At 63.1% G+C, this 18,160-nt stretch carries 21 protein-coding genes; 9 read left to right on the top strand and 12 right to left on the bottom strand.

Annotated elements, in window-relative coordinates; translation table 11 throughout:
• The first annotated feature begins 122 nt into the window (after positions 1-122).
• Positions 123-461 carry a TIGR01244 family sulfur transferase gene (locus FJ425_RS13125; protein WP_140723942.1) on the top strand — a complete coding sequence of 113 codons (339 nt, stop codon included), beginning with the start codon at positions 123-125 and terminating at the stop codon, positions 459-461.
• Between the two features lie 74 nt (positions 462-535).
• Here the strand turns inward: FJ425_RS13125 and FJ425_RS13120 are convergent, their stop codons facing one another.
• The gene (locus tag FJ425_RS13120; RefSeq protein WP_140546798.1) at positions 536-1,003 is read right to left on the bottom strand and encodes an Lrp/AsnC family transcriptional regulator; all 468 of its coding nucleotides are present in this window, start codon (positions 1,001-1,003) and stop codon (positions 536-538) included.
• Between the two features lie 138 nt (positions 1,004-1,141).
• Between FJ425_RS13120 and hppD the strand changes: the two genes are divergently transcribed.
• From hppD to FJ425_RS13105, 3 genes are all read left to right on the top strand, one after another.
• The gene (gene hppD / locus FJ425_RS13115) at positions 1,142-2,257 is read left to right on the top strand and encodes a 4-hydroxyphenylpyruvate dioxygenase (protein ID WP_140634065.1); all 1,116 of its coding nucleotides are present in this window, start codon (positions 1,142-1,144) and stop codon (positions 2,255-2,257) included.
• 69 nt (positions 2,258-2,326) lie between these two features.
• Complete coding sequence (locus tag FJ425_RS13110) at positions 2,327-2,551, top strand: type II toxin-antitoxin system prevent-host-death family antitoxin (RefSeq protein WP_140634067.1); 225 nt, start codon at positions 2,327-2,329, stop codon at positions 2,549-2,551.
• Positions 2,548-2,925 (top strand): type II toxin-antitoxin system VapC family toxin, encoded by a 378-nt coding sequence (locus FJ425_RS13105; protein WP_140723938.1) that lies wholly within the window; start codon positions 2,548-2,550, stop codon positions 2,923-2,925. Before FJ425_RS13110 ends, FJ425_RS13105 begins: the two co-directional genes overlap by 4 nt.
• Before the next feature lie 15 nt (positions 2,926-2,940).
• On the opposite strand, the gene FJ425_RS13100 is transcribed toward FJ425_RS13105, so the two are convergent.
• The 5 genes from FJ425_RS13100 to hmgA form a co-directional block, all read right to left on the bottom strand.
• Positions 2,941-3,267, bottom strand: a complete 327-nt coding sequence (locus FJ425_RS13100; RefSeq protein ID WP_140634071.1) for a BrnA antitoxin family protein — start codon at positions 3,265-3,267, stop codon at positions 2,941-2,943.
• Positions 3,268-3,340: 73 nt separating this feature from the next.
• Positions 3,341-3,877, bottom strand: a complete 537-nt coding sequence (locus tag FJ425_RS13095; protein WP_140634073.1) for a DinB family protein — start codon at positions 3,875-3,877, stop codon at positions 3,341-3,343.
• Positions 3,878-3,893: 16 nt separating this feature from the next.
• Positions 3,894-4,907: a fumarylacetoacetate hydrolase family protein gene (locus FJ425_RS13090; protein ID WP_140634075.1), complete on the bottom strand. Its 1,014-nt coding sequence runs from the start codon at positions 4,905-4,907 to the stop codon at positions 3,894-3,896.
• Entirely contained in the window at positions 4,904-5,791 is an 888-nt protein-coding gene (locus tag FJ425_RS13085; RefSeq protein WP_140634077.1) for an MBL fold metallo-hydrolase, read from the bottom strand. The genes FJ425_RS13090 and FJ425_RS13085 overlap by 4 nt, the downstream gene beginning before the upstream one ends.
• A 10-nt stretch (positions 5,792-5,801) precedes the next feature.
• Positions 5,802-7,115, bottom strand: coding sequence for a homogentisate 1,2-dioxygenase (gene hmgA, locus FJ425_RS13080; RefSeq protein ID WP_140634079.1), 1,314 nt, complete (start codon positions 7,113-7,115; stop codon positions 5,802-5,804).
• 127 nt (positions 7,116-7,242) lie between these two features.
• Here hmgA and FJ425_RS13075 point away from each other — a divergent pair, with 127 nt between their 5' ends.
• Positions 7,243-7,680: a MarR family transcriptional regulator gene (locus FJ425_RS13075; RefSeq protein WP_140546806.1), complete on the top strand. Its 438-nt coding sequence runs from the start codon at positions 7,243-7,245 to the stop codon at positions 7,678-7,680.
• Between the two features lie 79 nt (positions 7,681-7,759).
• Here FJ425_RS13075 and tdh read toward each other — a convergent pair whose 3' ends face one another.
• Positions 7,760-8,794, bottom strand: a complete 1,035-nt coding sequence (tdh, locus tag FJ425_RS13070) for an L-threonine 3-dehydrogenase (RefSeq protein WP_140546807.1) — start codon at positions 8,792-8,794, stop codon at positions 7,760-7,762.
• A 104-nt stretch (positions 8,795-8,898) separates the two neighbouring features.
• Positions 8,899-10,086 (bottom strand): glycine C-acetyltransferase, encoded by a 1,188-nt coding sequence (locus FJ425_RS13065; protein ID WP_140634081.1) that lies wholly within the window; start codon positions 10,084-10,086, stop codon positions 8,899-8,901.
• A 298-nt stretch (positions 10,087-10,384) separates the two neighbouring features.
• Between FJ425_RS13065 and FJ425_RS13060 the strand changes: the two genes are divergently transcribed.
• Both FJ425_RS13060 and FJ425_RS13055 read left to right on the top strand, forming a co-directional pair.
• Positions 10,385-12,454, top strand: a complete 2,070-nt coding sequence (locus FJ425_RS13060; RefSeq protein ID WP_140634083.1) for an EAL domain-containing protein — start codon at positions 10,385-10,387, stop codon at positions 12,452-12,454.
• Between the two features lie 75 nt (positions 12,455-12,529).
• On the top strand, positions 12,530-13,264 hold the full coding sequence (locus FJ425_RS13055; protein WP_140634085.1) for a polysaccharide deacetylase family protein: 735 nt from the start codon (positions 12,530-12,532) through the stop codon (positions 13,262-13,264).
• On the opposite strand, the gene FJ425_RS13050 is transcribed toward FJ425_RS13055, so the two are convergent.
• The gene (locus tag FJ425_RS13050; protein WP_140634087.1) at positions 13,255-13,692 is read right to left on the bottom strand and encodes a MarR family winged helix-turn-helix transcriptional regulator; all 438 of its coding nucleotides are present in this window, start codon (positions 13,690-13,692) and stop codon (positions 13,255-13,257) included. The two genes, FJ425_RS13055 and FJ425_RS13050, sit on opposite strands and share 10 nt — an antisense overlap.
• Before the next feature lie 139 nt (positions 13,693-13,831).
• Here FJ425_RS13050 and FJ425_RS13045 point away from each other — a divergent pair, with 139 nt between their 5' ends.
• On the top strand, positions 13,832-14,239 hold the full coding sequence (locus tag FJ425_RS13045; protein WP_140634089.1) for a hypothetical protein: 408 nt from the start codon (positions 13,832-13,834) through the stop codon (positions 14,237-14,239).
• A gap of 95 nt (positions 14,240-14,334) precedes the next feature.
• On the opposite strand, the gene FJ425_RS13040 is transcribed toward FJ425_RS13045, so the two are convergent.
• Entirely contained in the window at positions 14,335-16,380 is a 2,046-nt protein-coding gene (locus FJ425_RS13040; RefSeq protein WP_140634091.1) for an NADH:flavin oxidoreductase, read from the bottom strand.
• 78 nt (positions 16,381-16,458) lie between these two features.
• Here FJ425_RS13040 and queF point away from each other — a divergent pair, with 78 nt between their 5' ends.
• Complete coding sequence (gene queF / locus FJ425_RS13035) at positions 16,459-16,920, top strand: preQ(1) synthase (RefSeq protein ID WP_095818451.1); 462 nt, start codon at positions 16,459-16,461, stop codon at positions 16,918-16,920.
• Between the two features lie 68 nt (positions 16,921-16,988).
• On the opposite strand, the gene FJ425_RS13030 is transcribed toward queF, so the two are convergent.
• Both FJ425_RS13030 and FJ425_RS13025 read right to left on the bottom strand, forming a co-directional pair.
• Positions 16,989-17,597, bottom strand: coding sequence for a hypothetical protein (locus FJ425_RS13030; RefSeq protein WP_246673485.1), 609 nt, complete (start codon positions 17,595-17,597; stop codon positions 16,989-16,991).
• A gap of 4 nt (positions 17,598-17,601) precedes the next feature.
• The gene (locus FJ425_RS13025; RefSeq protein WP_140542723.1) at positions 17,602-18,075 is read right to left on the bottom strand and encodes a DUF3828 domain-containing protein; all 474 of its coding nucleotides are present in this window, start codon (positions 18,073-18,075) and stop codon (positions 17,602-17,604) included.
• Positions 18,076-18,160: the final 85 nt, after the last annotated feature.

The following is an 18,160-nucleotide window of genomic DNA, read 5'->3' as shown; positions in this document are numbered from 1 at the left end:
CGGGAGCCCGGTTGGATTTTCCGGCCCACATTCTCTATTTGGCAGAGAAATCCGCTCGTACGGATTGCCGCTCATGTCCCGGGGTGGCATGACTGCGCCAAAGAGATTGCGAGGACCACATCATGGAATACCGCCAGATCAGCGACGACTATTCGGTCTCCGGCCAGATCCAGCCGCAGGACATCGCCGCCATCAAGGACGCCGGCTTCAAAAGCGTGATCTGCAACCGGCCGGACGACGAACAGCCGGGCCAGCCTTCGGCCGATAGCGTCAAGGCGGCGGCCGAGGCGGCCGGCCTCGGCTTCCGCTACATCCCGGTCATCAGCGGCCAGATCACCATGGACAATGTCGAGGACCAAGCGGCTGCGCTCGACGAGCTGGAAGGCCCGGTGTTCGCCTATTGCCGCTCAGGCGCGCGCTGCACCAATCTTTATGGGCTGATCCAGCAGCAGCGGGGGTGACGGCTTAGCGCGATAGGCCAACTCCGCAGGCTGGCGATCCTTCGCGCCGTCGTATCCGATAAATTTGCGAAAATTTAAATCGGCAGCGCACCGGTTTCCTTAAGCGTCTCCAGCACGATCGCCGTCTTCACGTGCTGCACGGATTCGTGCGGCAGGAGCACGCCGTTGACGAATTCGGACAACGATTTGAGATCGGGCGTCACCACCTTCAGTATGTAGTCCATCTCGCCGGTCAGCGCGTGCGCCTCCTGCACTTCGGGCAGGCGGGCGACCAACTCGCCGAAGCGGCGGGCGTTATCGCGGTTGTGGGTGGCTAAAGTCACCGAGATGACGTTGACCAGCGAAAAACCCAGACGGTCGCGGTCGAGCACGGCGCGGTAGCCCTTGATATAGCCGTCCTCTTCCAGCCGCAGACGGCGGCGCGAGCATTGCGAGGGCGACAGGTTCACGCGCTCCGCCAGATCGCTGTTGGTGAATCGCGCATCATCCTGCAGAAGCGCCATTATCTTGCGATCAAATTGATCGAGACGCGCATCATCCATGAATTTCTCTCCATTCATGCACAAATTGCGCACATGATGAGCATTTCAAGCGGTTGAATGCAAGCACCGTGCGGATACTGCGCGCTATCATCGCGAAAATCGGCCAAGCACGGCCGCAACAGCTTTCGGAGGACTGCCATGGGCCCCTTCCCGCACGACGCCCCGCCAGCCAAGATCAACAAGCAAAACCCGGCCGGCACCGACGGTTTCGAATTCGTCGAGTTCGCGCATTCGGAGCCCGAAAAGCTCGCGGATTTGTTCACCCGCATGGGCTATGTCGCGGTCGCAAGGCACCGCAGCAAGGACATCACAGTCTGGCGCCAGGGCGACATCAATTATGTCGTCAATGCCGAGCCCGGCTCGCATGCGATGAAGTTCGTCGAAAAGCACGGCCCCTGCGCCGCCTCGATGGCGTGGCGCGTGGTCGATGCCAAACATGCCTTCGACCATGCCGTGTCGAAGGGTGCCACGCCCTATGAGGGAACCGACAAGGCGCTCGACGTGCCGGCCATCGTCGGCATCGGCGGCTCGCTGCTTTATTTCATCGAAGCCCATGGCGAGAAAGGCTCGGCCTATGACGCCGAGTTCGAGTGGTTGGGCGAGCGCGACCCGAAGCCCGAAGGCGTCGGCTTCTATTATCTCGACCACCTCACCCACAATGTCTATCGCGGCAACATGGACAAATGGTGGGATTTTTATCGCGACCTGTTCGGCTTCAAGCAGATCCATTTCTTCGACATCGACGGCAAGATCACCGGCCTTGTCAGCCGCGCCATCACCTCGCCCTGCGGCAAGATCCGCATTCCGCTGAACGAGTCCAAGGACGAGACCAGCCAGATCGCCGAGTATCTGAAGAAGTACAATGGCGAGGGCATCCAGCATATCGCGGTCGGCACCGATGCGATCTACGAGGCCACCGACAAGCTCGCCGCCAACGGGCTGAAATTCATGCCCGGCCCGCCCGACACTTATTACGAGATGTCGCATGAGCGCGTGCACGGCCACGACGAGCCGATCGAGCGCATGAAGAAGCACGGCATCCTGATCGACGGCGAAGGCGTCGTTGACGGCGGCACGACCAAGATCCTGCTGCAGATCTTTTCCAAAACCGTGATCGGCCCGATCTTCTTCGAGTTCATCCAGCGCAAGGGCGACGAAGGTTTTGGCGAAGGCAATTTCCGCGCGCTCTTCGAATCGATCGAGCAGGACCAGATCAAGCGCGGCGTGATCAAGCTGGACGGCAAGGCGGCCTAAGCCGCTCGATTCAGATTGTTGCGGCGCGATCAATTATGACCTAAATTATGGTCATAAAGGATCGCGTCCATGAATGTGTCCATCGCCGAAGCTAAGGCCAAATTGTCGGAGCTCGTAAGCCGCGCGGAAGCCGGTGAGGAGATCGTGCTGACGCGCCACGGCAAGGTGGCCGCGCGTATTGTACCCCCGGCAGTCGTGGAACCGCTGCCGCGTATCGGCGCCTTGAAGGGCAAGATCTGGATTGCGGACGACTTTGACGAACTCGGTCCCGAATGGGACGAGTACGTCAAATGACGACCGGCGCGTTTCTCGCCGATACGCATATCATCCTCTGGTCTATTTCGGACGATCGACGCCTCAGCGGCCACCATCGCGCTATCCTCGCATCGGAGGTAGTGGTCTTCGCCAGCGCGGCAAGCGTTTGGGAGATCGCCATCAAACGGTCAATTGGAAAGCTTCAAGCGTCAGACGATCTGCCGGTGTTGCTGCCGAGGATGCGGTTTCAGCCCCTGGCCGTTACCTTGCAGCACGCGCACGCAGTCGGCGACTTACCTCTGCACCACGGCGATCCATTCGACCGGCTGCTGATTGCACAAGCGCAAATGGAGAAGCTTGCAATCCTGACATCGGACCCGCATTTCGCCCGTTATGAGGTCGCATTGGCCTGACGCCATGCGATCGAGCTACTTTTGGAGGCCGGCGGCTTTGCGCAGGATATCGTTGATCCGGCTCTGCCAGCCGGGTCCGCCGGCGCGAAAGCGGGCAATCACGTCGCTATCGAGCCGCAGCGTCACCTGCTTCTTCGGATTGTCGAGCGCCGGTCGGCCACGCGATCGGCGAATGCTTTCGGCAAGGTCGGGAAAGACCTCGGTGAAGGGACGAGCGTTTCGAAAGTCCTCCTCAGTCCACTCGGGATTGTCGGAAACGGTGTCCCAGTCTTCCTTCGTGAAGCCCTTGCCTGGCTGGAATTCCTTGTCTGGCTTCGTGATGTTCAGCTTAGACTTTGCCATCGAACAATCTCCTTTCCGCCTGGTTGGCCGGCCGCATCGAAATTATCGAAATGCCCTCTTCAGGTCGTCTCGTTCACAACCCCAGTCGCTCGACTTCATCCTTTCTGAGCTTCAGGTCATAGTCGAGCAGGAATTCGTCGAGCTGCGGGGGCGCGACCGAGGTGCCGGAAAGCATGGCATGCACCTGCCCGCGGTGGTGGATGTCGTGCAAGAAGACATGCGCGAGGATGTCGCCGATCCGCTCGGGGATCATGCCGTCCTCGCGCCGGTCGGTGATGACGCGACGATCGAGATCGGCCTCGGACAGACCGTCGCAAAAGGCGATCAGCTTGCGGTCGAAATCGGCCTGTGCCTCGGACAGCCCGACTGCGTCGTTGAAGGGCACGAAATCATCATAAGCCGAGGCTCCGAGGCCACCGTTGGTCAGGAAGTCGAGATAGAGAAGGTCGACTGCCAGGATGTGGTTAAGCGTCTCCCCGATCGACGGAAAGAAGCTGGTGCGCCCGGCCTCGAACTCGCCGGGCTGAAGCGCCAGCACGGCACGATAGAGCCGGTCGTTCGACCAGAGATTGTTGCGCGCCATGCGGCGCAGGTGCTCCAGCATGGTCACCGGGTCAATGCTCCCCTCACTCCTCGTATTTCTCGACCTTCTGCTCGATGGCGCCGAAGATCGAATGGCCGGTTCTGTCCTTCATCTCGATGCGCACCGTGTCGCCGAAACGCAGGAAGGGCGTCTTCGGCTCGCCGCCTTCGATGGTCTCGATCATGCGCAGTTCCGCAATGCAGGAATAGCCGGCACCGCCCGCCGAAACCGGCTTGCCCGGGCCGCCGTCGAGCTTGTTGGAGACGGTGCCCGAGCCGATGATGCTGCCGGCGGCGAGCGGCCGGGTTTTCGCGGCATGCGCGATCAGCGTCGGGAAATCGAAGGTCATGTCGACGCCGGCATTGGCGCGGCCGAACGGCTTGCCGTTAACGTCGACCAACAGCGAGAGATTGACCTTGCCGCCGTCCCAGGCATCGCCCAGCTCGTCGGGCGTGACCGCGACCGGAGAGAAGGCCGACGAGGGTTTCGACTGGAAGAAACCGAAGCCTTTGGCCAGTTCCGGCCCGGTGATGGCGCGCAGCGTGACGTCGTTGACCAGCATAATGAGGCGGATTGCCTGCTTCGCTTGTTCCAGACTGGCGCCCATCGGCACATCGTCGACGACGACGGCGACCTCGGCCTCCATGTCGATGCCGAAGGTTTCGTCCGCCATGCGGATCGGATCGCGCGGCGCAATGAAGGAGTCCGAACCGCCCTGGTAGATCAGCGGGTCGGTCCAGAAGCTTGCCGGCATCTCGGCGCCGCGCGCCTTCCGCACCAGCTCGACATGGTTCACATAGGCCGAGCCGTCCGCCCATTGATAGGCGCGCGGCAGCGGCGAATGCGCGTCGTGCTCGTGGAAACGCGCCGAGGGAACTGCGTTGGTCTCAAGCGATTCGGCCATGGCCGCCAGATGCGGCGCAATGCGGCGCCAATCGTCGAGCGCGGCCTGCAGCGTCGGCACCAGGAAGGAAGCGTCGGTGAACCGCGTCAGATCGCGCGAGACCACGACCAGTTTTCCGTCGCGCGTCCCGTTCTTCAATGTGGCAAGCTTCATGCGGTTTCCTCTCCTGATGCGGCCTTCTGACCGCTTAGCCCCACAACAAGGCCGTCGCGGGCAATCGTCAAGTCGCCGGACCAAGTTTTCCTGACGGCGGCGGTCCAGTCGGCCTCGCCGATTGCCGGATCATCGGCTGGTATCAGATGGTTGAGCACCAGCCGCTTCACCCCGGCCTCGCTGGCGATGCGGCCTGCTTCGTCGGCAAAACTGTGGCTGGCTAGGAGATGCTCGCGCAGCCGCGCGCCGTTGCCGGTGCGGGCGACCAGTCGCTCCACGCCCTCCTCCAGCATGGCCTCATGGACAAGGATGTCGGCTCCTTTGGCAAACTCAGCCAGTGGCGGAAAGAAGGCAGTGTCGGCGGAAAATACCACGCTCTTGCCGCCCTGCTCGAAACGCAACGCAAAACAGTCGGTGACCGGCGGATGGTCGACGCGCAACGCAGTCACCGTCAGACCTCGCTCGTCCAGAACCGACCCTTCGCCGAACTCCCCGACCGTGATCAGGTCGCGGATGTCCGGCCTGCCTTCGTCGATGATGCGGATCTCGATGTCGAACTCCATCGCCTGGCAGAAGCATTGCCAATAATGCCCCGTGCCGGGTGGGCCAAAAACGGTCACCGGCGTCGCCAGCCCCGCCGTCCAGGCGGTGTGGATCAGTGGCCCGAGTTCCAGAACGTGGTCCGAATGCAGGTGCGTGACGAAGATCAGGTCGAGCGCCTTCAGGTTTAGGCCGGCATCGACCAGGCCGCGCGTGACGCCCAGCCCGCAATCGACAACAATGGTTCGTCCACCGAGTTCCAGCAGCGAGGAGGTCGGCCATGGACCGCCCGGCCGCAACGCCGGGCCGCCCTTGGAGCCCAGAAGCACCAGCCGGTCATTCATCGGGCGTGCCTCAAGACCAGTCGCCTTCCGGGGTGCCGTTGAAACGCTTCTTCAGGTCGGCCCAGCAGTCGATATAGTTCTCCTGCAAGGTGCCGAGCTCGGCGGCGTAGCGCGTCAGCATCTGCGGAAAGCGCGTCTCGAACATGAAGGCCATGGTGTTGTCGAGCTTGACCGGCTTCAGGTCGGCGCGCGTCGCCTTCTCGAAGCCGGAAGCGTCCGGGCCATGCGCCAGCATCTGGTTGTGCAGGCTGATGCCGCCGGGCACGAAACCTTCCTCCTTGGCGTCGTACTGGCCGTGGATCAGGCCCATGAACTCGCTCATGATGTTGCGGTGGTACCAGGGCGGACGGAACGTATTTTCGGCCACCAGCCAGCGCGGCGGGAAGATGACGAAGTCGACATTAGCCGTGCCCTCCTCGCCGCTCGGCGCCGTCAGCACGGTGAAGATCGATGGATCGGGGTGGTCGAACAGGATGGCGCCGACGGGCGAAAACGTCGCCAGATCATATTTGTAGGGCGCGTAGTTGCCATGCCAGGCGACGACGTCGAGCGGCGAATGGCCGAGTTCGGTGACGTGGAAGGCGCCGCACCACTTGACGATCAGCCGGCAGGGCGTCTCCTTCTCCTCGAACCAGGCGCAGGGCGTCTTGAAGTCGCGCGGATTGGCCAGGCAATTGGCGCCGATCGGGCCGCGGTCGGGCATGGTGAACTTGGCGCCGTAATTCTCGCAGACATAGCCGCGTGCCTCCTCGTCGGCGAGCTCGACCTTGAAGACGAGACCGCGCGGCAGCACCGCGATCTCGCCGGGGCGAAGCTCGATCACGCCCATTTCGGTGACGAAGCGCAGCGCGCCCACCTGCGGCACGACCAGCAACTCGCCGTCGGCGTTGAAGAAATGATCGTCAACCATCGACCGGTTGGCGACATAGACATGCGCGGCCATGCCCGACTGGCCAACCGCATCGCCGGCGGTGGTAAAGGTACGCATGCCGGATATGAAGTCGGTCGGCTCGGTCGGCATCGGCGTCGGGTTCCAGCGGTATTGGCCGAGCGCCAGCTCGTGGTCGCCGATATTGGGCCCGGTCTTCCACAAGGGGTAGCTGGCGCCCTTGAATCGGCCGGTGTGCTTTACGCTCGGACGGATGCGGTAGAGCCAGGAGCGCTCGTTGGTGCCGCGCGGCGCGGTGAAGGGCGAGCCCGAAAGCTGCTCGGCATAGAGGCCGTAGGCCGGCCGCTGCGGCGAGTTGCGGCCCTGCGGCAGCGACCCGGGCAGCGTCTCGGTCTCGAAATCATTGCCGAAACCCGGCATGTAGGAAAAGCCCATCCGATCCTCCCTGATCCCGACTTGCAAGCTTCAAGAACCTGGCCTGCCGGCGATGTTGACCAAACTGGTTTCATTTGTAACCATTGAAAATGTAACTATCAACGGCTGACGCTTTCGCGGTGCGACCATGGAAATCCTCGAGCTGGAAAGCTTCCTGCCCTACCGACTCTATCGGTTGGCGGATACCGTCAGCCGCGAATTTTCGCGCATCTACAAGGAGCGCCACGGTCTGACGCGGCCGGAATGGCGCACGCTGTCGGGACTTGGCGAGCGGGGCACGATGACGGCGACCGAACTCGGCGAACAGTCGGCCATGCACAAGACCAAGGTGTCGCGCGCGGTAGCCGAGTTGGAACGGCGGCGGTGGTTGACGCGCACGCCGGATGAGAACGACCGCCGCGTAGAGCGCCTGGCGCTGACCAGGGCTGGGCTCGCGGCCTATCGCGAGATGGTGCCGCTGGCGAAGGCGTTTGAAAGGGAGTTGCTGGGGAGGCTGAGTGTGGACGAGCGGGTGGCGATTGCGAGAGGGGTGGCTGCGCTGGAAGGGGCTTTGGAGGGAAAGTAGATGAGAGGCCGGCGGGACAGCGCCCCCCTCTGTCCTGCCGGACAGAGGGGGCGAAGGAACTCGACGTCTCTTCAGCCCCTCACCAGTCCATCACCACCTTGCCGGAATTTCCGCTCCTCATCGCATCGAACCCCACCTGGAAATCGTCGATCCCGATGCGATGGGTGATCAGCCCCGAGACATCCAGCGGGCCTTGCACCAGGGCGATCATCTTGTACCAGGTCTCGAACATCTCGCGGCCGTAGATGCCTTTGAGATGCAGCATCTTGAAAATGACCTTGTTCCAGTCGATCTCGAAGCCGGTCGGCGCGATGCCGAGGATGGCGATCTTGCCGCCATTGTTCATGGTGTCGATCATGTCGCGGAAAGCGGGAGCCGCGCCCGACATCTCCAGCCCGACGTCGAAACCTTCGCTCATGCCAATCGACGGCATCACGTCGCGCAGCTTTTCCTTCGAGGCGTCGACGACGTGCTGCACGCCGAGTTTTCGCGCCAGATCCAGCCGGACCGGATTGATGTCGGTGATGACGACCTTTCTGGCGCCGACGCATTGCGCCACCAGCGCGCCCATGATGCCGATCGGGCCTGCGCCGGTGACCAGCACGTCCTCGCCGACCAGATCGAAGGACAAGGCGGTGTGGACCGCATTGCCCAAGGGATCGAAGATGGCGGCGATCTCGTCCGGCACGTCGTCGGGGATCGGCACGACATTGTGCTGTGGGATCGCCAGATACTCGCCGAAGGCGCCGGGACGGTTGACGCCGACGCCGAGCGTGTTGCGGCAGAGATGTCCTCGCCCGGCGCGGCAGTTGCGGCAATGGCCGCAGACGATGTGGCCCTCGCCCGAGACGCGCTGGCCAACCTTGTATTCGGTGACCGCTGCGCCGAAATCAGCGACCGTGCCGACGAATTCGTGGCCGGTCACCATCGGCACAGGCACCGTCTTCTGCGCCCACTGGTCCCAATTGTAGATATGGACGTCGGTGCCGCAGATCGCGGTCTTCTTGACCTTGATCAGCACGTCGTTGGGGCCGATCTCCGGCACCGGCACCTCTTCCATCCAGATGCCCGGCTCGGCCTTGGCCTTCACCAGCGCCTTCATCATGTTCGACATGCGTCTCTCCAAACAATGCGGAGGCTTGCGTTCCTTCTCGCCCCCCTCTGTCCCGCCGGACATCTCCCCCACAAAGGGGCGCCGTAGAGCGTAAACATTCGCGATTATCCAATTATGCCCAGTTCCTTGCCGATCGCCCCGAACGCTTCGACCGCGCGGTCGATGTCGGCGCTGGAATGGGCGGCAGACATCTGCGTGCGGATGCGCGCCTGGCCTTTCGGCACCACCGGGAAGGAGAAGCCGATGACATAGATGCCGCGCTTCAGCATGCGCTGCGCCATCTCCTGCGCCAGTGCCGCGTCGCCCAGCATCACCGGGATGATCGGATGATCGGCGCCAGCCAGCGTGAAGCCGAGTTTGCCCATCCTGGAGCGGAACCGGTCCGCATTGGCATATAGGCGCTCGCGCAACGCGTCGCCATGGCGGATCAGGTCGAAGACTTTGATCGAGGCGCCGGCGATCGCCGGCATCAGCGTGTTGGAGAACAGATAGGGGCGCGAGCGCTGGCGCAGCCAGTCGACCACCTGGCTTTTGCCCGACGTGTAACCGCCCGAGGCACCGCCCAGCGCCTTGCCGAGCGTGCCCGTGATGATATCCACCCTGCCCTCGACGCCGCAATGCTCGGCCGAGCCACGGCCGTTCTTGCCAACGAAGCCGACCGCATGGCTGTCGTCGACCATGACCATGGCGTCGTATTTCTCGGCGAGGTCGCAGACGCCCTTGAGATTGGCGATGATGCCGTCCATCGAGAACACGCCGTCTGTGGCGATCAGCCGGAAGCGGCAGTCCTTGGCCTCCTTCAGCCGGGCCTCGAGATCGGCCATGTCATTGTTGGCGTAGCGGAAACGCTTGGCCTTCGAGAGCCGCACACCGTCGATGATCGAGGCGTGGTTCAGCGCATCCGAGATGATGGCGTCCTCCTCGCCGAGCAGCGTTTCGAACAGGCCGCCATTGGCGTCGAAGCAGGAAGAATAGAGGATGGTGTCGTCCATGCCGAGAAAGGAGGAGATCGTCGCTTCGAGTTGCTTGTGTTCCTCCTGCGTGCCGCAAATGAAGCGCACCGAGGCCATGCCGTAGCCGTAGCGGTCGAGCGCGTGCTTTGCCGCATCGCGCAAATCCGGGCTGTCGGCGAGGCCGAGATAGTTGTTGGCGCAGAAATTCAGCACCTTTTCGCCGCCGACCTCGATCTCGGCGGATTGCATCGAGGAGATCACCCGCTCGGACTTGTAGAGTCCGGCCGATTTCAGGCCTTGAAGCTCGCTGTCGATATAGGAAAGGAATGCTTTGCTCATAGTCCGGCCCTGTTCGGTTCGAGGCCGGACTGTCGCGCTACGGGCACGAAAAATCCATCGCAAAAGCGACCGCTTCGGTGGCGCTGCGAAAGCCCGGTCGCAATCCCTGCGATGGCGGGGCGGCAATACGATAAAAAAACGGGGTGCGGGAAAGGACGTGATAACCATCTTGCAAGCATTGTCGAACCGCCATGACAGCCGCCGCTCCCCCTTGCCGACCTGTTAACCCTTTCAAGGCAAGCATTTACCCGCCACGAATCCTTGGCAGGAATCCGTCGACCGGAGGGGTCACCCAGTTATGTCGCAGCAGCCAGTGCAGAGCGTTTCACGCACGCTGATCCTGCTCATCAAGACCGGCTACTGGCTGGCGCTGACGATCATCGCCGCCATGGTGGTGGCGTCCTTCATTCTTCTGCAGCAGTTGATGGCGCAGCAGCAACATAACGACGCACTGCTCGACATCGTCTCGACGCAGAAGGCGCTGTCGCAGCGCATCGTGTTCCTGGCCAGCGCCACGGGTGCTGCCTCGCGCGACAAGCAGCCGGCGCTGGTGACCGCGCTCAAGCAGGCGACCGGCGAGTTCGAGACCAACTACGACCGGCTGCTCACCGAGACCGGCGCCGACCCGCTGTCGCCGGCGCGCAACGATCCCAAGTCGATCGAATATGTGCTGTTCAGCAAGCCGTTCCATCTCGACTATTTCTCCGTCGGCCTGGTGGCCAACGGCGAGCGACTGGCCTCGTCTTTCGGATCCCAACTCGGCATGCAAAGCGACGGCTACAAGGGCGGCACCGAGCGCGCCGGCCTCGACGCCTCCGTCGCCAATGCGACCTTGTCCGGCTATGCCGCGCTCGGCCAGCGCATCAGCGCCTTTGCCGACGAACGCTCCGGTCAATTGCTCAACCTGCACCGCACGCTGTTCTTCGCCACCCTCGGCGTCATCGTGCTGGTCGCGCTGTTCATCTTCCGGCCGATGTCCAACGCTATCCTGCGCAAGACGCGCGAGCTGGTCGACGCGCGCAACTCGATGGCTTTCATCGCCGTGCATGACGGCCTGACCGGGCTGCACAATCGCACCTTCCTCACCGACCATTTCGAAACGCTGATCAAGGGCGCGCACCGCCGCCGCGAGCGGCTAGCGGTGATCCAGCTCGATCTCGATCGCTTCAAGCAGATCAATGACACGCTTGGCCATGCCGCCGGCGACTACGTGCTGGTGGTGACCGCGCAGCGCATGCGCGATTCCTGCCGCGCGTCGGATCTGTGCGCGCGGCTCGGCGGCGACGAGTTCGTCATGATCCTCAACGGCGCCGGCAGCACCGAGGACATTCATGCGCTGGCCAAGCGCATTCTCGGCGAGATCAACGAGCCGATCACGTTCCAGGGCACGACCATCATGCCCGGCGCCAGCGCCGGCATCGCCGTCTATCCGGTCGACGCCGACAACGCGCAGGACCTGCTCGTCCATGCCGATCTCGCGCTTTATTCCGCCAAGAAGCTCGGCGGCGGCAACTTCTCCTTCTTCTCCGAGGAACTGCGCCGCGAGCTCGACTACCGCAAACAGCTCGAACAGGACATCCGCACGGCGATCGCCAACAAGAGTTTTGAGGTCTATTTCCAACCGCAGGTATCGCTGACCAGCGGCAAGATCAGCGGCATCGAGGCGCTGGTGCGCTGGAAGCACGCGACGCGCGGCATGATCTCGCCCGGCGAATTCATCCCCGTCGCCGAGAAATGCGGCTTCATGCCGGATATCGGCCGCATCGTCATCGCCAAAGCGATCGAGGAAGCCGCCGAATGGAACCGCGCCGGCATCGATTTCGGGCGCCTCGCCGTCAACGTCTCGGGCACGGAGCTGCGCGAGCCCGATTTCGACGCCTTCCTGTTCGGCACGCTGGAGCGGGCCGGGCTGCCCCCACAGAAGCTGGCGCTGGAGATCGTGGAATCCGTCATCCTCGATGACGAGAAGACCGGGATCGCCGCGAAGCTGCGCCACATCCGCGCCGCCGGCGTGCATCTCGAGCTTGACGACTTCGGCACCGGCTATGCCTCGCTCAGCCACGTCAACCCCAACGAGATCGACCGGCTCAAGATCGACCGCCGCTTCGTCCAGAACATCAACGAGAACGGCGACAACTCCAAGATCGTACGCGCCATCACCGAGCTTGCGCGGGGGCTGGGCATCTCGATCGTCGCCGAGGGCGCCGAAACCGAGGCCGAGCTCGACTCGCTGATGGCGATCGGGTGCGACCAGGTGCAAGGTTATTCCATCGCCTTTCCGATGCCGCAGGACAAAGCGCGCGAATGGCTTTTGGCGCGCAGCCCGAAGAAGGCGAAGCTGAAGGTGCTGCACGGCAGCTTGGCCTAACTAGCCCAGTCTTCAACCAGCTTGACACGTCGGTTCAGCCATGGCGGCCTGAGAGACCGCAACCGGATCTCGCGGATGCCGCTTCGTCTTATCCTGCCGCTGCTGTTGTCGATCGCATCGCCGGCAGTGGCCGCCGATCGCACCATTTATCTCACCTTCGATGACGGTCCGCTGAACGGCACCAGCAACATCCTCGACGTGCTGCAGGCCGAGCAGGTGCCGGCGACGCTGTTCATGGTCGGCATGCACGCCGAGGCGAACGCAACCAACCGGGCGTTGCTGCAACGAGCAAAATCGGTGCCGCTGGTGACGATCGGCAATCACAGCTACAGCCATGCCTACAATCACTACCGGCATTTTTACGGCGATACCGAAGGTGTTGTCGCCGATATGCTCAGGGCCAATGCCGTGCTCGGCCTCAAGCCGGCCGTGCATGCGCGGCTGCCGGGACGCGACGTGTTCCGGCTGCCCAATTACTCGAAGGACGACAATTCGCTCGGGCTGGCGGAGGCGGGTCGCGAGGATCCGGACTACGAATTCGTCGCGGCCTCCGGCTTCTGGCTCTACGGCTGGGACCACGAATGGGTGCATGAAGACAGCGGCAAGCCGGTGCAGAGCATCGACCATCTGGTCAGCGAGATCGACCATCTGTTCGGCTATGGCCATTTCGCCAAGCCGAACAAGCTGATCCTGCTCATGCATGACGAAATGTTCCAGGACGCTTTTGACGGCAAGACGAAACTGACGGCGCTGATCGCGGCGCTCAAGCTGCGCCACTACGCCTTCGGCGCGATCACGGGTTACGACTGAGGCAGCTCGGCGTTGCGCCTAAGCGCCGCAAGCACCTCAGTGAATTCGGCGAGCTTGTCATCGGGGATGCCAGCCCGCAGACGCTTGTCGAAGGCGACCGCCGCAAGCCGTAGTTTCTCGAACAGCGCTTCGCCGGCTTCCGTCAGCGCCACTTGATGGACCCTGCGGTTTTCCGGATCGCGACGGCGCGTCAGCAACCCTTGCGCCTCCATGCCGTTGAGGTGGTGGGTGAGAGTCGCGCCCTGGATACCGATCATGCCGGCAAGCTCGCGCTGGTTCGCCAGTTCCTTCGACTTGACCGATAGCAAGGTCACCCAGACCGGCAGCGTTCCGCCGGCCTCGACCATCGCGGCGTCGAAAGCCTGCGCCACCACTTTCGAGGTGCGAGCCAGAGTCATGCCGACGGGCGGACGGTCAAACGGTGTCATGACCTGACAGTAGAGCAAAGCGATTGGAACATGAAACCTGGCTTCATGATTGACATCTAACCGTTAGATATCTAACTTTGTCTTATTGATGGCGTCGACATGCTGCGACGCGCGGCGGGCGGCAGAGAGGAATGCGGTCATGCAATATGTCTATATCGTCACCATCGGTCTGCACGTCATGGCCGGCGTGTTCTGGGCCGGCACAACCATTGCGGTTGCGCGCGATCCGGAGATCAAGGCGGAGCGCTTCATCCGACCGCAGCTCGGCGCCTCCGGCCTGGCGTTCCTGACCGGCATACTGCTTTGGTATTTCTTCCACGAGGGGGCTTTCGGCTCGATGGAGAAGGTGCTGGCGCTGGGCATTTTGACGGCGCTGGTCGCCGCCGGCGTGCAGGGCGCGCTTGTCGCCTCCGCCAGCAGACAGCTGGCCGGTGCCGATCAGGCGACGCAAACCCAGCTGCGGGCGAAGATGACCAGAGGCGAACGCATTGCCGGCGGGCTGCTGGTCATCACCGTGTTTTGCATGGCGTCTGCCAAGCTGTTTTGAAATCGCACGGCCGGCAAAACCGACCGGGCGCGGCGCGCAACGGACCAAAGCGGCAGGTGGCTCTCCTTGCAAAGGTCCGTTGCGCGTCACAACCCTCAGATCCTGATCCCGAACCGGATGCCGTCATAGATGGCGGCGTGGATGTTGCGCGAGGCGACAGCGTCGCCGATGCGAAACAGCACGAAGCCGCCTTCGGCATTGCGAGCGGGGAAGATGTCGCCGCCGCTCACCAGCCGCTCATAATCGACGGCACCGCAATTCTTCGACAGGGGTTTGAGCGACAGATAAAGATCATCGAGCGGTACGGTGCCATGCTCGACCACCACCTGGTCGACGCGCCGCTCGCCGCGCCAGCCTTCGGCGAAGTCCGATGCCAGCTCGGCGACGAGCTGATTGCCCTCGCGCCGCACCGAGCGCAGGCGGGTGTTGATGGTGACGGTGACGCCTTTTTCGTGGAAGGCGCGCATATAGGGCACGTGGTTCATGCCGCCCATTTCCGGCGCGAAGAAGCGCTCGGGCGAAACCAGTTCCAGCTTCGAGCCGCTGTTGGCGATGAGCTCGGCGGCGCCCATGCCCTGATGGCCGCCATTGTCGTCGTAAAGCAGCACATTCTCGGCCGGCTTGACGCTCCCAGCCATGATGTCCCAGCTCGAGGTCACCAGATTGTCGCCGGCCGTCAGCGGCGGGTTCTGCGGCATCCCACCGGTCGCCACGATCACCACATCCGGCGCCAGCGCCAGCACATCGTCCTTCTCGGCCCAGGTGTCGTAGCGGATCTCGACACCAAGGCGGTCGAGCTCGGCCAATCGCCAGTCGATAATGCCGATCAGTTCCTTGCGGCGTGGATTCTGGGTTGCGAGCCTCACCTGGCCGCCTGCCTGGCTGGAGGCCTCGAGCACCGTCACCTGATGACCGCGTTCGGCCGCGACGCGGGCGGCCTCCAGACCGCCGGCGCCAGCGCCCACCACCACAACAATCTTCTTCGGTCCTTCGCTCTTCGCGATGATATGCGGAATGGTCGCCTCGCGGCCGGTCGCCGCATTGTGGACGCAAAGCGCCTCGCCGCCCTCATAGATGCGGTCGAGGCAATAGGTGGCGCCGACGCAAGGCCGGATCTCGTGCTCGCGACCCTCCATCACCTTCAGGACGATATGCGGATCGGCGATATGGGCGCGGGTCATGCCGACCATGTCGAGCTTGCCGGTGGCGATGGCGTGGCGGGCCGTGGCGACATCGGAAATGCGCGCCGCATGGAAGGTCGGGAACTTCGTCGCTGCCCTCACCTCGCCGGCGAAATCGAGATGCGGCGAGGACCGCATGCCGGCCACCGGGATGACCTTGGTCAGCGACGCGTCGGTCTCGATCGTGCCGCGGATGATGTTGAGAAAATCGACCTTGCCGGATGAGGCCAAGCGCCTGGCGATCTCGACGCCAACTTCCTTCGAAATGCCCTTTTCGACGTCCTCGTCGGCGACCATGCGGATGCCGACGATGAATTCTTTACCGACCGCGGCGCGCACGGCGTCGAGCACCATGTCGGTGAAGCGCAGCCGGTTGTCGAGCGAGCCGCCGAACTCGTCGTCGCGATGGTTGGTGAGCGGCGACCAGAAGCCGTCCATCAGATGTCCGTAGGATTCGAACTCGATGCCGTCGAGCCCGGCTGCCTGGCAGCGCTGCGCGGCCGCGGCATAGTCGGCGACGATGCGCTCGATGTCCCACTCCTCGATGGTCTTCGGGAAGGCGCGATGCGCCGGCTCGCGCACCGGCGAGGCCGACAGCACCGGCAGCCAGTCGGCCTTGTTCCAGCCGGTGCGACGGCCGAGATGAGTGATCTGGATCATCACCTTGCAGTCATGTTCATGGCAGGCATCGGCGAGTTCGGCCAACCACGGCACGATCCTGTCGTCATAGACATGCAGGTTGCCGAAGGCGGCCGGGCTGTCGCGCGAGACGATCGCCGAGCCCGCCGTCATGGTCAGCGCCATGCCACCCTTGGCTTTCTCGGCATGATAAAGCCGGTAGCGCTCCTTCGGCATGCCGTCCTCGGAATAGGCCGGCTCATGGCTGGTCGACATCACCCGGTTCTTCAGCGTCAGGTGCTTGAGCTGATAGGGTTGGAGAAGCGGGTCGTTGCTGGTCATCTTCTTCCTGCCATTTCAATTGTGTTAAGGAGCCGCCAACAGCCGCGCCCGATTGGCTTGCGGCAGCAAGGAGCCACCATGACCGACGCCAAGAACCTCACCCAGCTCGGCAAGCACGTCGAGACGCCACAGAGCCCCGAACAGGCGGTCCTGGAGACCGTGCCGTTCCAGCGCGGCGACGGCCCGCCGGCGATCGTGCGCTTCACCTGCCCCGAATTCACCTCGCTGTGCCCGGTCACCGGCCAGCCCGACTTCGCCCACATCGTCATCGACTACGCGCCCGACCGGACACTGGTGGAATCGAAGTCGCTGAAATTGTTCATGACCTCGTTCCGCAACCACGGCGCCTTCCATGAGGAGTGCACGGTGATGATCGGCCGCCGCATCGTGGAGGCGACCAAGCCGCTCTGGCTGCGCGTCGGCGGCTATTGGTTCCCGCGCGGCGGCATTCCGATCGACGTCTTCTGGCAGACCGGCGCGCCGCCGAAGGACGTATGGCTGCCGGATACCGGCGTTGCGCCTTATCGCGGAAGGGGCTGAAATTTGTTGCGAAAGGCTGGCGAGACAGCGCGCGAAGGAACGCCAGCCCTGATCTTCAATAACCATTATCATTCGCACTGATATTGGCTGAGCGCCCATTCGCCGGTGACCGACAGAAGGTCGGAGACCTTCCAGGCGCCGCCGACCTTCTTCAGCTTCCATTCCAAGCGATGCTGATGGCCTTCGACGACGAAGGCGACGACCACCTTGGCCTCGTCGCCATTGACGGCTTCGATGGTGCGCAGGCTCCGGTCGATGGCGAGCTTGTCGTAATCTGCATTGTCGAGCGCCATGTTGGGGTCGAGGCACTCGCCCTGCCCCGAGACGCGTAGCGCATCGCTCTTGTCGAGCACGGTTTTCGCCGGATCGATGAAGTTCTTGCGCTGAGAAGGGTCGAGTTCCAGCCCGACATGTTCGTAGAACGGCTTCACCACCGCGGTCGGCGATCCGGGCAGGACAGGTGCGACGGGCGCCGGTTCGGCCGGCTTGCTTTCCGGCGCCGCGGCAGGCGGCGACTTGTCGACCGCTGGCGGCGAACTATTATCCGCTGGCGCTTTGTCGCCTGAAGACGCGTTCGGGGGCGGCGAGCCGAAGAGCGCCTGCGCCGAGGCTCCGCCATTCAGCCCCGCGGCCAGCATCGACAAGCTCGACAGCACGAGGACGAACCAGCGAAGCACGGCGTCACTCCGTCGAGGCGCCGCATTCCAGCGCGCTGAGCTTCCAGTCGCTGGTCTTTGAGGTGATATCGGCGATCTTCCACTTGCCGTCCACTTTCTTCAGCGACCACACCATTTCGCGTTTGGAGTCATCGCCTTCCGGAAAAAGATTGAAGCTTGCCGTCACCTCGGCGGTGTCGCCATTGACGGCCTCGGTGAGCTTCAGCGTCTTCGACAGGGTCTTCTGATCGAAGTCCTGGGCGTCGAGGCCGGGGTCGAAGTCGATGCAGGACACCTCGTCGGGCTTCTCCTTCTGCGCCTTGTCGTTGGCTTCGAACAGCTTGGTCACCGGCTCGGTGAAGCGGTCGCGGTATTTGGCGTCCGCCTCGAACCTCACTTCCGGCACATAGAAGAACTTCACAGTGTTGGAAGCCGGCCCGGCAAGCACGGCGCCGGGCAAGGCAATCGACATGGCAGCGGCAAGCACTATCGGCTTCATGCAGGATCTCCGAGGTTCGGTGCGTGGCGGCGAGATAGCCACCACGCATCCTGCATACCGGCTTTTTTGCGGCTCATGAAGTCCA

The sequence above is a fragment of the Mesorhizobium sp. B2-7-2 genome (assembly GCF_006440775.1).
Taxonomy (GTDB): domain Bacteria; phylum Pseudomonadota; class Alphaproteobacteria; order Rhizobiales; family Rhizobiaceae; genus Mesorhizobium.
This window is presented reverse-complemented; position numbering and strand designations above follow the sequence as displayed.

Coding starts and splice junctions, on each gene's coding strand:
- FJ425_RS13125 (WP_140723942.1), top strand. CDS start 123: ATGGAATACCGCCAGATCAGCGACGACTATTCGGTCTCCGGCCAGATC.
- FJ425_RS13120 (WP_140546798.1), bottom strand. CDS start 1,003: ATGGATGATGCGCGTCTCGATCAATTTGATCGCAAGATAATGGCGCTT.
- hppD (WP_140634065.1), top strand. CDS start 1,142: ATGGGCCCCTTCCCGCACGACGCCCCGCCAGCCAAGATCAACAAGCAA.
- FJ425_RS13110 (WP_140634067.1), top strand. CDS start 2,327: ATGAATGTGTCCATCGCCGAAGCTAAGGCCAAATTGTCGGAGCTCGTA.
- FJ425_RS13105 (WP_140723938.1), top strand. CDS start 2,548: ATGACGACCGGCGCGTTTCTCGCCGATACGCATATCATCCTCTGGTCT.
- FJ425_RS13100 (WP_140634071.1), bottom strand. CDS start 3,267: ATGGCAAAGTCTAAGCTGAACATCACGAAGCCAGACAAGGAATTCCAG.
- FJ425_RS13090 (WP_140634075.1), bottom strand. CDS start 4,907: ATGAAGCTTGCCACATTGAAGAACGGGACGCGCGACGGAAAACTGGTC.
- FJ425_RS13085 (WP_140634077.1), bottom strand. CDS start 5,791: ATGAATGACCGGCTGGTGCTTCTGGGCTCCAAGGGCGGCCCGGCGTTG.
- hmgA (WP_140634079.1), bottom strand. CDS start 7,115: ATGGGCTTTTCCTACATGCCGGGTTTCGGCAATGATTTCGAGACCGAG.
- FJ425_RS13075 (WP_140546806.1), top strand. CDS start 7,243: ATGGAAATCCTCGAGCTGGAAAGCTTCCTGCCCTACCGACTCTATCGG.
- tdh (WP_140546807.1), bottom strand. CDS start 8,794: ATGTCGAACATGATGAAGGCGCTGGTGAAGGCCAAGGCCGAGCCGGGC.
- FJ425_RS13065 (WP_140634081.1), bottom strand. CDS start 10,086: ATGAGCAAAGCATTCCTTTCCTATATCGACAGCGAGCTTCAAGGCCTG.
- FJ425_RS13060 (WP_140634083.1), top strand. CDS start 10,385: ATGTCGCAGCAGCCAGTGCAGAGCGTTTCACGCACGCTGATCCTGCTC.
- FJ425_RS13055 (WP_140634085.1), top strand. CDS start 12,530: ATGCCGCTTCGTCTTATCCTGCCGCTGCTGTTGTCGATCGCATCGCCG.
- FJ425_RS13050 (WP_140634087.1), bottom strand. CDS start 13,692: ATGACACCGTTTGACCGTCCGCCCGTCGGCATGACTCTGGCTCGCACC.
- FJ425_RS13045 (WP_140634089.1), top strand. CDS start 13,832: ATGCAATATGTCTATATCGTCACCATCGGTCTGCACGTCATGGCCGGC.
- FJ425_RS13040 (WP_140634091.1), bottom strand. CDS start 16,380: ATGACCAGCAACGACCCGCTTCTCCAACCCTATCAGCTCAAGCACCTG.
- queF (WP_095818451.1), top strand. CDS start 16,459: ATGACCGACGCCAAGAACCTCACCCAGCTCGGCAAGCACGTCGAGACG.
- FJ425_RS13025 (WP_140542723.1), bottom strand. CDS start 18,075: ATGAAGCCGATAGTGCTTGCCGCTGCCATGTCGATTGCCTTGCCCGGC.